This window comes from Flavobacterium sp., from assembly GCF_028712645.1.
Lineage (GTDB): Bacteria > Bacteroidota > Bacteroidia > Flavobacteriales > Flavobacteriaceae > Flavobacterium.
The window spans coordinates 1-12,663 of record NZ_JAQTPQ010000092.1 but is presented as its reverse complement, the minus strand read 5'-3'; the positions used below and the strand labels follow the sequence as shown (position 1 = coordinate 12,663).

The 12,663-nt window shown below is 33.4% G+C and carries 13 protein-coding genes and 1 pseudogene; 12 read left to right on the top strand and 2 right to left on the bottom strand.

Going from position 1 to position 12,663, the window contains the following annotated elements; translation table 11 throughout:
• The 6 genes and pseudogenes from PHC28_RS08725 to rfbA form a co-directional block, all read left to right on the top strand.
• Positions 1–1,318: IS5 family transposase (locus PHC28_RS08725; RefSeq protein ID WP_300098827.1), on the top strand; the 1,318-nt coding region annotated here is incomplete at its 5' end.
• A gap of 48 nt (positions 1,319–1,366) precedes the next feature.
• Positions 1,367–2,318: pseudogene (locus tag PHC28_RS18350) on the top strand (EpsG family protein).
• Positions 2,319–2,347: 29 nt separating this feature from the next.
• Positions 2,348–3,304: a glycosyltransferase family 4 protein gene (locus tag PHC28_RS08720; protein ID WP_300098824.1), complete on the top strand. Its 957-nt coding sequence runs from the start codon at positions 2,348–2,350 to the stop codon at positions 3,302–3,304.
• A 491-nt stretch (positions 3,305–3,795) separates the two neighbouring features.
• Positions 3,796–4,347 (top strand): dTDP-4-dehydrorhamnose 3,5-epimerase, encoded by a 552-nt coding sequence (rfbC, locus tag PHC28_RS08715; RefSeq protein ID WP_300098821.1) that lies wholly within the window; start codon positions 3,796–3,798, stop codon positions 4,345–4,347.
• A gap of 1 nt (position 4,348) precedes the next feature.
• Positions 4,349–5,200 (top strand): dTDP-4-dehydrorhamnose reductase, encoded by an 852-nt coding sequence (gene rfbD, locus PHC28_RS08710; RefSeq protein ID WP_300098818.1) that lies wholly within the window; start codon positions 4,349–4,351, stop codon positions 5,198–5,200.
• A 40-nt stretch (positions 5,201–5,240) separates the two neighbouring features.
• Entirely contained in the window at positions 5,241–6,110 is an 870-nt protein-coding gene (gene rfbA / locus PHC28_RS08705) for a glucose-1-phosphate thymidylyltransferase RfbA (protein ID WP_300098815.1), read from the top strand.
• 97 nt (positions 6,111–6,207) lie between these two features.
• Here rfbA and ald read toward each other — a convergent pair whose 3' ends face one another.
• Positions 6,208–7,320 carry an alanine dehydrogenase gene (gene ald / locus PHC28_RS08700; protein ID WP_300098812.1) on the bottom strand — a complete coding sequence of 371 codons (1,113 nt, stop codon included), beginning with the start codon at positions 7,318–7,320 and terminating at the stop codon, positions 6,208–6,210.
• Between the two features lie 211 nt (positions 7,321–7,531).
• Between ald and PHC28_RS08695 the strand changes: the two genes are divergently transcribed.
• Positions 7,532–7,990, top strand: coding sequence for an Lrp/AsnC family transcriptional regulator (locus tag PHC28_RS08695; protein WP_300098808.1), 459 nt, complete (start codon positions 7,532–7,534; stop codon positions 7,988–7,990).
• A gap of 74 nt (positions 7,991–8,064) precedes the next feature.
• Here the strand turns inward: PHC28_RS08695 and PHC28_RS08690 are convergent, their stop codons facing one another.
• Positions 8,065–9,465 (bottom strand): trypsin-like peptidase domain-containing protein, encoded by a 1,401-nt coding sequence (locus PHC28_RS08690; RefSeq protein WP_300098805.1) that lies wholly within the window; start codon positions 9,463–9,465, stop codon positions 8,065–8,067.
• A 135-nt stretch (positions 9,466–9,600) separates the two neighbouring features.
• On the opposite strand from PHC28_RS08690, the gene dapF reads away from it, so the two are divergent.
• The 5 genes from dapF to mltG form a co-directional block, all read left to right on the top strand.
• The gene (gene dapF / locus PHC28_RS08685; protein ID WP_300098803.1) at positions 9,601–10,383 is read left to right on the top strand and encodes a diaminopimelate epimerase; all 783 of its coding nucleotides are present in this window, start codon (positions 9,601–9,603) and stop codon (positions 10,381–10,383) included.
• A 24-nt stretch (positions 10,384–10,407) separates the two neighbouring features.
• Positions 10,408–10,923 carry an ORF6N domain-containing protein gene (locus PHC28_RS08680; protein WP_300098801.1) on the top strand — a complete coding sequence of 172 codons (516 nt, stop codon included), beginning with the start codon at positions 10,408–10,410 and terminating at the stop codon, positions 10,921–10,923.
• 12 nt (positions 10,924–10,935) lie between these two features.
• Positions 10,936–11,136: a hypothetical protein gene (locus PHC28_RS08675; RefSeq protein ID WP_300098798.1), complete on the top strand. Its 201-nt coding sequence runs from the start codon at positions 10,936–10,938 to the stop codon at positions 11,134–11,136.
• Between the two features lie 9 nt (positions 11,137–11,145).
• The gene (locus tag PHC28_RS08670) at positions 11,146–11,679 is read left to right on the top strand and encodes a GNAT family protein (protein ID WP_300098795.1); all 534 of its coding nucleotides are present in this window, start codon (positions 11,146–11,148) and stop codon (positions 11,677–11,679) included.
• Positions 11,680–11,818: 139 nt separating this feature from the next.
• The coding region (mltG, locus tag PHC28_RS08665; protein ID WP_300098793.1) for an endolytic transglycosylase MltG at positions 11,819–12,663 on the top strand (845 nt) is incomplete at its 3' end.

Below are 12,663 nucleotides of genomic sequence, written 5' to 3'. Positions count from 1 at the left end.
TTTGTTCAAAACAAGGCTAACAGACCTTATAAACCTTGGGCATCCTTTGGTAAAATTAGCAGATGAGGTTGCTTGGGATAAAATGGAGTTTGAGTTCCAAAATTTATATTCAGCGCAAGGCAGGCCCTCAATTCCTATTAGAAAAATTGCAGGATTATTGCTTTTGAAAGAGATGTTCAAAGAGAGCGATGAATCGGTTGTTGAACGATGGATTGAGAATACTTATTGGCAATATTTTACAGGAGAAGAATTCTTTCAAACCAAACAACCCTTTGACCCGAGTGAGTTTGTTCATTTTAGAAAACGGTTGAAAGAAGAAGGTTTAGAATTTTTATTGAGCCAAAGCGTGGCTTTACACCCCAAGGCAAAAAAGGAAAAAGAAGTTCAGATTGACACCACGGTTCAGGAGAAAAACATCACTTTTCCAACGGATGCCAAACTGGCTAAAAAAGTAATTGACAATTGTGCTAAAATTGCTGAATTTGAAGGAATTAAACAAAGGCAAACTTACAAAAGAGTAGCCAAACAGCATCTTCGGGATGCCTATTTTGGTCACCATCCAAAACGAAAAAAGAAAGCTACAATGGCTCGGAAAAAGTTGCGAACTATTGGACACAGAGTAGTTCGTGAATTAGAAAGAAAATTGCCAGAGCATCTTCAAAAACAATACGAAACTGAATTTAGTAATTACAAAAAAGCGCTCACACAAGAGCGAAACAGCAAAGAAAAAATTTACAGTTTGCATGAACCACAAACAGCTTGTATTGCCAAGGGAAAAGCACACAAGGCGTATGAATTTGGCACAAAAGTGTGTGTTGTAAGAGGAAGACAAACAGGAGTTGTTACTTCTATAAAAAGATTTTCAGGCAACCCACACGATAGTAAAACTTTGGAAGAATCATTAGCGCAAAGTGAGCGAGTACGAAAATGTATTGGAGGAACAAGACCCAAAATTGCTGGGACGGACAGGGGTTTTAGAGGAAAAACAGAAGTTGAGGGAACACAAATACTGATACCAAAAAACAGAAAAGAAAGTTCAAGATACCAACAGGAAGTTGCCAGAAAAAGATTTAGAGCCAGAGCTGCAATTGAACCCACAATATCACATTTAAAAAGAAACCACGCTTTAGGATTAAACTTTCTCAAAGGCGTGGCTGGAGATGTTCATAATGCTCTTTTGGCTGGAATCGGATACAATTTGAAACTCCGATTTAATCAAATCAAAGAACAAATTATTTTTTGGATCAATAATTTGTTCAACTTCTTGCTTAAAAATAATATTCTAATTTTTGGGGAAATTAAAAATAGGTCTTTTTAAGGGCTGACTAAATATCCAACTACCGAAAAAGCCGTTAGTCTCACTCTTTTGAGTATTATGATTCTAATTGGAGGCTTTCGGGATAGAATAGGCTGGGATTATCGTTCCTATACCAATTGGTATCTTGGAGGGACTAGAAATAATGGCCTAGAATTTGGTTTTTTAGCTATTATGCGAATCTTTCGGTATTTGAATCTCGATTGTCATTTTCTTTTTTTCTTTTTTTACTTATCTCTTTGCTTATTTAGGAATCAGGAAGTATACTAAAAAAAGTAGCCTCCCTATGGTATTGTATTTTTTAATTCCTGTTTTGTTTTTATATTCGTTCACCTTTATCAGACAATTTTTATCTGTTACTATTGCTTTTTATGCTTTTAGTTATTTATTAGAAAGAAAATATCTTATTTACTTTTTATTGATGTTTGTTGGTATCTCCATTCATTACAGTTGTGTTTTTCCTTTTATAGTTTTTTTATTTGTTTTTAAGTGGGGGGATGTTATAAAAAGTCACAACTTGTATATTTTGATGGCACTCACCTTTCTTTTTGGGCAAATAGGTGTTATTCATTGGCTCAGTTTGCTTTTGAAAAACTCCCATTATATGTATTACGTTTCTAGTAAATTGGCTAAAACAGTTCCTTTGTTGAAATTAGTAGTAATGAATGCAATGGGTTTTTTAGTTATTAATTATTATGATAAAAATGGATTTAGGTATCCAAATCAAAAACATTTCATGTTACTTTATGTATGTTCCATTCTTTTTCTCAATTTATTTTCTGAATCTACCGACTTAACTAGACTGTATATTTATTTTAGAATTTTTGAGATTATTCTTGTGGCTGAAATTATATTTGCTACATTAGAAAATAAACAATTTTGGTTACTAATCGTTATGTGCTGTTTTTATCTATTTCCCTATTTTAGAGCAATCAGTCTAGATTATGAGATGCCCCCTGAGAATTTAAAATTTATTCCCTATAAATCGATATTGCTGAAATAGCATAAGAACAATAAATCATTCCAACCATAATGCCATACCTATTTATCACGCTTAGTCTTTTTTGTGTAGAACTTCTCTATTTCAAAATAGCAGACCACTACAACATCATAGATAAACCCAATCATCGTTCGTCCCATTCCAGTATTACTTTAAGAGGTGGTGGAATTATTTTCCCTATTACAATGCTAATAGCTTTTGTGTTGGGTTATTCAACTTGGGCTGCGACTTTAGCAGTTCTATTAGTAGCTACAGTCAGTTTTATTGATGATATAAAACCACTACCACAGTTGCCCCGTTTTACTTCCCATATTTTTGCTTTTCTATTGATAGCTTATGACTTAAATCTTTTTTTGGAATCACTTTGGGTATTACCAATTGTTTTGGTTTTATTGATAGGATGGATGAATGCCTTCAATTTTATGGATGGTATTAATGGAATAACGGTATTGTATGCCTTGGTTGCCATTGGCAGTTTTTCCATTTTACCAGTAAACGAATCCAGTTTGCCCTTATTGATAACTATAGGATTGTCTTGTTTGGTATTCGGTTTTTTTAATGTACGAACTAAAGCAAAGACATTTGCAGGGGATGTGGGAAGCATCAGTATGGCTGTGTTTTTGGGTTATTTGATGATAAAAACCATTATAGATTCAGGACAAATCGGCTATATCCTTTTCTTTTCTATTTACGGAATTGATGCTATTGTCACAATTCTTAACAGAATCAGAAAACGAGAAAATATATTCGAAGCGCATCGGTCTCATTTATATCAATATTTGGCTAATGAATGGGGTTATTCCCATATTGTAGTCGCTGTTATTTATGCTATATTCCAGTTGTTGATTAATGTTCTTGTTATCTATTTGGATGGAAAAGGAAGTTTGTCGTTATTTGTAGTATTAGAACTTTTATTGGTTTTAACTCTGTTTTATTTGGTGGTTCGAACGGTTGTTGTTCGGAAAATGGCATTCAAAAAAACAACATAACCGCTCGGGGAGCAAAGTCTATGATTAACTATAATTAAGTGAAACGTCTTGATTCAATTAATAAAAACTATGCGTTTAAAAAAAATAAGGCTGTGGTCTAAAAAAAGAGATGTTTTTTTTTTTTTGAATTATTTTGCCACAGATTTGAAGAAAGTGGTTGGACTTTGACAAAGAGTAGCTAACTGTTTTTTTTTGCCACGGATTTCACAGATTTACACAGATTAAAAAAAGAGTTAGATAGAATTAAAAGATTAAACGGATTTTAGCTTTCGATTTATAAAAAAAATATGCGTAATCGGTGGCTTAAAAAAAGCATATACTTAATAGGACTACAGCCAAAAATAATAATTTGAATTACACCCAACGGTTAACATAATTATTATGTTTTCTGTTGTCGATCTAATCAAGAACTCAAAAATCGGTTTTTAAAATATTAAAAAAAGATTAAATAATATAATTTAAGGGGGTTTACCACCATTATTTAAAATACAATGAACATAGAAAAAACAGCCATAAAGGATTTGGTAATCATTACTCCAATTATTTATGAAGACTCACGCGGATTCTTTTTTGAAGCTTATAATAAAGCAAAATTTAATGAAAACGGAATTGACCATCAATTTATTCAAGACAATCAGTCTTTCTCCAAGCGAGGAGTAATACGAGGATTGCATATGCAAATCAACCCTTTTGCACAAGCCAAGTTGGTTCGTGTTTTAGAAGGGGAAATTCTGGACGTGGCGGTTGATTTGCGCAAAAATTCGCCTACTTATGGGCAACATATGAGCGTGATTTTGAGTGCTGCAAACAAAAAACAATTGATGATACCCCACGGCTTTGCTCACGGTTTTTCGGTTTTGAGCGAAACAGCATCTGTTATGTATAAAGTGGATCAGGTATATCATAAAGAAAGTGAAAGAGGAATTCGATATGATGATTCAACTTTGTCCATTGATTGGCAAATACATCCAGATGAAGTCATCGTTTCCGAAAAAGATTTGATATTGCCTAGTTTTAATGAAATTAATTGGTCATTTGAATAATATGAAAAAAATACTAGTAACCGGAGCTAACGGACAATTAGGTTCAGAAATCAAACAATTGGCCTCTAATTATCCCAATTTCAATTTTATATTTACAGATATTGCTGATTTTCCTTTAGATAAAAGCCAGGAAATAATTACCAATTTTAATCTTATCCAACCTGATATTGTTATCAATTGTGCTGCATACACTGCGGTCGATAAAGCAGAAGATGATCAGATAGTTGCAGATGCAATTAACCATTTGGCGATTGCCACTTTGGCTACATTATGTCATAATTCAGGAGCAAAATTAGTGCATATTTCTACCGATTATGTTTTTGATGGAACATCCCCAGTTGCTTATAAAGAAGAAGATTTGCCTAATCCCAAAAGCATATATGGAGTTACAAAATTAGCTGGCGAAAATGCTTGTTTACATAATTGTCCAGAAAGTATTATTATTAGAACCGCTTGGGTTTACTCCGAGTTTGGAAATAATTTTGTAAAAACAATGTTGCGATTAATGACCGAGAGAGAATCGTTGAGCGTAGTAAACGACCAAATTGGATCGCCAACTTATGCTGCTGATTTGGCACAAGTAATTTTGACAATTTTGGATAGTAATAAATGGGAGCCTGGAATTTATCATTATTCGAATGAGGGTGAAATTAGCTGGTTTGATTTTGCATCAGATATTAAAGAAATTGCCCAAAAGTCCTGTGATTTAAAAGGAATTCCTGCTTCGAGTTATCCAACTCCTGCTGAAAGACCCGCCTTTTCCTTATTGGATAAATCAAAAATAAAAGCAGTTTACGGGATAGAAGCTGTCGATTATAAAGCAAGCCTTCGAATTATGATGAAGCGATTGTAATTTCTTATGTAATCTAAAAATCTAAAATCTACAATTGTATATGAAAGGAATAATTTTAGCCGGCGGATCCGGTACTCGCTTACATCCATTAACATTGGCGATGAGCAAACAAATGATGCCAGTATATGATAAACCTATGATTTATTATCCATTGGCTACCTTGATGATGGCTGGAATAAATGAAATATTAATCATTTCTACTCCTCATGATTTACCCAATTTTAAAAAGTTGTTGGGAGATGGTAACGCTATCGGTTGCCAATTTAGTTATGCTGAGCAGGCAGTTCCTAATGGTTTGGCACAAGCTTTTGTGATTGGAGAAGAATTCATCGGTGCTGACAGTGTTGCCTTGGTTTTGGGAGATAATATTTTTTTTGGAGCTAATATGGATGAGTTATTACAGTCAAATACTGAACCTCAAGGAGGAGTAGTTTTTGCGTATCACGTTTCGGATCCAGAGCGTTATGGTGTGGTAGAATTTGACGATAATTTGAAAGCTCTTTCCATCGAAGAAAAACCATTGGAACCCAAATCTAATTATGCAGTTCCAGGATTGTACTTCTACGATAATTCAGTTGTTGAAATTGCTAAGAATATCAAGCCAAGTGCTAGAGGTGAATATGAAATTACAGATGTAAATAAAGCTTACCTCGAAAAAGGGACTTTAAAAGTGGGCATTTTAAATAGAGGAACAGCTTGGTTAGATACAGGAACTTTTAATAGTCTAATGCAAGCGGGACAATTTGTTCAAGTAATAGAAGAACGTCAAGGACTAAAAATAGGGTGTATTGAAGAAATTGCTTGGCGACAAGGTTTTATAAATAGCGAACAGTTGCGAGTTATAGCTGAACCATTAGTAAAATCAGGTTATGGTAATTATTTGCTTCAATTGTTAAAACACAAAATCTAAAATGGTTTTAATTTAAAAAATAGGATTCAGCTTTCTGATTCAAACAAAAAATGCAACTCTCAAGTTGCATTTTTTGTTTTTGTATTCTAATTGATATTTATAAAACGGTTTCTACTTCATTAAGCGGCAATCCCCAAGCATCGGCAACTCCTTTATAAAGAATTTTTCCATTGGCGATATTTAGTCCTTTTTTCAATTCTTCATTTTCATTACACGCTTTTTTCCATCCTTTATTGGCTAATTGCAAAGCATAAGGCAAAGTAGCATTCGTCAATGCAAGTGTAGAAGTATAAGGAACTGCTCCTGGCATATTAGCCACGCAATAATGTACAATGTCATCAATAATGAAAGTAGGATTTTCGTGAGTAGTAGGAGTACAAGTTTCGATACAGCCACCTTGGTCAACTGCTACATCAACAACAACAGTTCCTGGACTCATTAATTTCAACATATCACGAGTGATTAAGTGCGGCGCTTTTGCACCAGGAATTAAAACAGCTCCAATAACCAAATCAGCTTGTGCAATTGCTTCACGAACATTATAATGGTTAGACATAAGAGTAGTTACATTTGCGGGCATAACGTCTGATAAATAACGCAATCTTGGCAAACTAACATCCATAATTGTTACTTGGGCACCAAAACCAGCTGCCATTTTTGCGGCTTGGGTTCCTACGATTCCACCACCTAAAACGACTACTTTTGCTGGAGGAACTCCCGGAACACCTCCTAAAAGAATTCCTTTTCCTTTAGAGGGTTTCTCTAAATATTTTGCACCTTCTTGAATAGCCATACGACCAGCTACTTCCGACATTGGAACTAATAAAGGCAAACTTCTATCTGATTTTTCAACAGTTTCATACGCCAAACAAATTGCTTCACGTTCAATCATAGCGTGAGTCAATTCCTCTCCAGAAGCAAAGTGGAAATAAGTAAATAATAATTGATCTTTTTTGATAATCGGATATTCTGAAGCGATAGGTTCTTTTACCTTAATAATCATTTCGGCAATTTCATATACTGCTTCAATGGTGGGTAAAATTTCTGCTCCTGCTTCTGCATAAGCTTTGTCACTAAAACCACTGTTTTCTCCAGCACTTTTTTGTACATATACGATATGTCCGTGTTTCTTGAATTCAGCTACACCAGCTGGTGTAAGTGCTACACGATTTTCGTTGTTTTTGATTTCTTTTGGAACTCCAATTATCATAATAGTAAGTTTAATGGTTAGAGGAAAATTGATACGCAAATGTACTACAGAAAGAAATTATTATGTTATATGATAGTAAACTAAGGAAATATTTATTTTATTTGGTATTTTTACATAAAATTTTTCTAAAACGAATCTGTTTTTTAATTCTAAAACGAAAAAATATCTGATTTTTAATTTTAAAAAATTACTCATTTAATCCTTTTGAACTATGACTTTAGACGAAACTGACAAAAAAATCTTGCGTCTTCTTCAGGTTGATGCGCGTATGACATTGAAGGATATTGCCAATAAAATAAACCTTTCGCTGACACCAGTTCATGACCGTGTAAAACGTTTGGAAAAAGAAGGCATTATCGAAAAATATGTGTCGATTTTAAATAAGAAAAAATTAGGCAAAAATATTATGGTTTATTGCCAAGTGACACTCGTTAAACAAACCTTTGAAGTTTCAGAAGGATTCAATGAATCGATTTTGGATATGCCTGAGGTGGTCGAATGTAATTTTATTTCTGGAAGTTTTGACTATATGCTTAAAATCGTCCTGCCAGATATGGAAAGCTACCACCATTTTCACCAAAAGAAATTATCCGTTTTGCCTGGAGTATCTTTAATTAGCAGTTTTTTTATTATTTCGGAAGTGAAAAGTACTACTGTTTTACCGATTTAGAAGACATAAAAAATCCGTATCATTTTATTGAAACGGATTAATGCATTTAATTTGCGAATTTGTGAGTAGTAATTTTAAATTATTATTTGAATAATCTGTCCTTTTTTGTTAATCATTTCTATTCGAATGCTTTGTTCTTCCTCTTTATTATTTAAGATTTTAGATACTGTTTCTAAATCTTTTACTTTTACATTATCAATACTCAGGATAATATTTCCTATTAGTTCATCTTGATATTGCTTCAAGTTTTCATTGGTTATAGATTTTATTTTTACGCCATAATCCAGATGAAATCTGTTTTTGCTTGCTGCATCAATATTCTCCAATTCCATACCTTTGAATTCAGTGCTGAAAAATTCGTTTTTGCTCAGAACTACTGGTAGAACTTTATTTTTTCCATCTCTGATAAAAGTAACTTCTACTTTATCATTTGGCCTTTTGGTATTAATATATCCCGAGAGGTCAGCAAATGTGGCAACGTTTTGGTCGTCAAGTTTTACTATAATATCTCCTTTTTCGAGACCGGCTTTTTCAGCACCTGATTTTTTAGAAACTTTTTTAATATAAAATCCTTCTGTTTCTGAAACACCTAATTCTTTTGAAGCCAATGCATTCAACTCGCCACCTTCAACTCCCAGAACTCCTCTTTGCACGTTTCCAAATTCCATTAAATCCTCAATTATTTTACGAGCAATATTCGAAGGAATGGCAAAAGAATATCCAGTATAACTGCCTGTAGGAGAAGAAATCATAGTGTTGATTCCTATTAATTCGCCACGGGTATTTACTAATGCACCACCAGAATTTCCTGGATTCACAGCTGCATCAGTTTGTATGAAAGATTGTATTCCGCTGGTGTCAAGATTTCTGGCTTTCGCCGAAATAATTCCTGCAGTTACTGTCGATGTCAAGTTGTAGGGATTTCCAACTGCCAATGCCCATTGACCAACTTTCACCGAATCAGAATTAGCAAATGCTGTATAAGGTAATTTTTCATCGGCATCAATTTTCAACAAAGCAACGTCCATTTTCGAATCCGTTCCTATGAGTTTTGCTTTGTATGATTTTTTGTTATTCAGTGTGATTTCAATTTCGGTTGCGTCTTTTACCACGTGATTATTGGTCACGATATAGCCATCTTCCGAAATGATAACACCAGAGCCTGTGCCTATTTGTTCCTGTTGTTGATCTCCTTTGTAACCATAAAAATATTCCAAAATTGGATTTGAAATGGTAGTTCTCGAAACATTTTTTACGTGAACCACTGTGTGGATTGTTTTTTCGGCAGCTTCAGTAAAATCGACATTTTCTGCCGATAGTCCCACTTGTTTTCCATACGAATTGGAAGCTAAAGTGACCACAGCGTTTTTGTTGTTAGAAAAATAGTTGTTATTTTCAAATAACAACTTATAAGCACTAAGTGTTGTGACTCCGCTTAATAATGATACTAGAAATAGGTTTGAAAATCGTTTCATAATGATATACTTATTTAAGAAATTACAACGTAAAATTATTAATTATACTATTTCAAAAAAACAGTTTAACGCTCGTTTAACAATCTTTAACGTATCATTAATATTTGTACTTTTGTGCAACACAATTCAATTAAAATGCAAATAGAATTTTATAAATACCAAGGAACAGGAAACGATTTTGTAATGATTGACAATCGATCTGAGTTTTTTCCAAAAGAAAATATTCAACTTATTGCGCATTTGTGCAACAGACGCTTTGGGATTGGTGGTGACGGACTGATTTTATTGGAAAATGATTCTGAAACTGATTTCAAAATGGTCTATTATAATTCCGATGGAAACCAAAGTTCAATGTGTGGTAATGGCGGTCGTTGTTTAGTGGCTTTCGCCAAAAAGCTGAACGTTATCAAAAACAGCTGTACTTTTATAGCAACTGATGGTTTACACCACGCCACAATTGCCGAAAAGGGTCAAGTTTCCCTTCAAATGATTGATGTTTCCAATGTAAAAACTACTCCAGAATATACATTCCTTAACACTGGTTCTCCACATCACGTGCAAATGGTTGAAGACTTGGAAAATTACAATATAAAAGAAAACGGAGCGGCCATTCGTTACGGCGAATTGTATGGAAAAGTAGGAAGTAATATCAATTTTGTAAAACAAATTGACGATGATACTTTTTCTCTTCGAACCTATGAACGAGGTGTTGAAGACGAAACACTTTCCTGCGGAACTGGTGCAACTGCAGCTGCGATTGCGATGAATGTAACCGGAAAAACTAATGCTACATCCATCCATTTGAATGTCGAAGGCGGGAAACTGGAAGTTTCTTTTGACAAAAAAAACAATCAATTTACCAATGTTTTCTTGAAAGGACCGGCGGAGTTTGTGTTTAAAGGCGAGATTGAGATTTAATTATTCAAAAACGAAATAATAAATATGAGTAAAGAGATTCTAATTCCAGACGATATTATTAGCAGTAAAATTTACTTGATAAGAAAGCAAAAAGTGATGCTGGATAGAGATTTGTCGGAACTTTATGCTGTAGAAACTAAACAATTAAAAAGACAGGTTCGTAGAAATTTGGAAAGATTTCCAGATGATTTTATGTTTGAACTTAGTCAACAAGAATTCGACAACTTGAGGAGCCAATTTGGCACCTCAAGTTGGGGAGGATCAAGATATATGCCTATGGCTTTTACAGAACAAGGGGTTGCAATGTTGTCGAGTGTACTTAATAGTCCAACAGCTATTAAAGTCAACATACAAATTATACGTGTCTTTACCAAAATTAGAGAAATGCTCACCGATACGTTAAGTATGAAGTTAGAAATTGAAGAAATTAAAAAGAAACTTTCCAATCATACTCAAAACATTGAACTGGTTTTTAACTATCTCGATGAGTTGATTGATAAAAAAGAAAACTTAGAACCAAGAAAGAAAATTGGTTATTAAAATAATTAAATTATGAAAGCTCCAGATTTATCAATTTTAGTTTTGTTATTATTTATTTGCTGTTTTCTTTTTTATTCTCAATTAAAAAAGGGTGAATTTTCAAAAAAGAATTATTATGAGCAGTATCGTTCAATGAAAGGTTTTGTTATTATGCCTGTCGTGATAATAATTTTGCTTGTTGCTATTTTTAATAAATTGTTCACAAATTCGTAATTCTAAAAAATGATAACTTTAAAAGGCGAAAATATTTACCTCCGAGCACTCGAACCCAATGATTTGGAGTTTGTTTATGCAATGGAAAACGACCAAAGTATTTGGGAAGTGAGCAATACGCAAACTCCGTATAGTCGGTTTTTGGTGAAACAATATCTTGAAAATGCACATCAGGATATTTATGAAGCCAAACAATTACGATTGGCGATTTGTCAAGATCAAGATTTTCCAGCCATTGGATTAATTGATTTATTTGACTTTGACCCCAAGAATAATAGAGCAGGAATAGGAATCGTAATTCAAGGAACAGAAAATAGAAAACAGAATATTGGCTCCGAAGCTCTGGAACTCTTGATTGAGTATTCTTTTTATTACCTTAATTTACATCAATTATATGCAAATATTGGCACAGAAAATGAAGCTAGTATAGCTCTTTTTACTAAATTTGGATTTCAAAAGATAGGTGCAAAAAAAGACTGGAATCTGGTAAACGGAGTTTATAAAGATGAAGCTATTTTTCAATTAGTATTTAAAAATATTTAATAGCAGATTCGCAGATTAATAATAAAACAATATTTAATGAATTTATAAAATCTGTGCAAATCTGTGAAATCTGCGGTAAAAAAAAACAAATTTTGTCCGCTAGCGGACAGTCAATTAATCAACTTTAAAAATTTTAGCTTTGAACTTAAAGAAAATTTTAACAATAGGATCAATCGTTTTAATATCTGTATTAATGATTTACGGATTTATATTGTCACGACAAATTTTTTCTAAAAATACCAAATTTTCAGAAAACGAAATCTTTGTTTATGTGCCAACAGGAACTGATTATGAGGCGGTAAAAAAAATAGTGTCACCCTATATTGAAAATATGGAGCATTTTGAATTGGTCGCCAACAAAAGAAGTTATCCCGAAAATGTAAAGTCAGGGCGTTTTTTATTTACCAAAGGAATGAACAGTTATGAATTGGTAAAAGCCTTGCGAATGAATATTCCAGTGAATTTAGCTTTCAATAATCAAGAGCGATTAGAAAATTTTGCAGGTCGAGTTGGCTCACAGATTGAAGCGGATAGTTTGTCTTTACTAACTTCTTTCAAAGATTCTATTTTCCTGAAAGAAAACGGTTTTACGGATGAGAATGTTTTGGTGATGTTTATTCCTAATACATACCAACTTTATTGGAATACATCTGCAGATAAATTCCGTGATAAAATGATTAAGGAATATCGTAATTTCTGGAGCAAGGAACGAACTGACAAAGCGGCAAAACAAGGTTTAACGCCAATTGAGGCAACAATTTTAGCTTCAATTGTGCACAAAGAATCTGTTAAAAAAGATGAAAGACCTAGAATTGCGCAAGTTTATCTTAATCGCTTGAGACAAGGAATGCCACTCCAGGCTGATCCCACGGTGATTTTTGCTATCAAGAAGAAAGCAAATGATTTCAATCAAGTCATTAAAAGGGTGTTTTATAACGATTTGACAATGACGTCTCCTTACAATACTTATGTTAACTTAGGTCT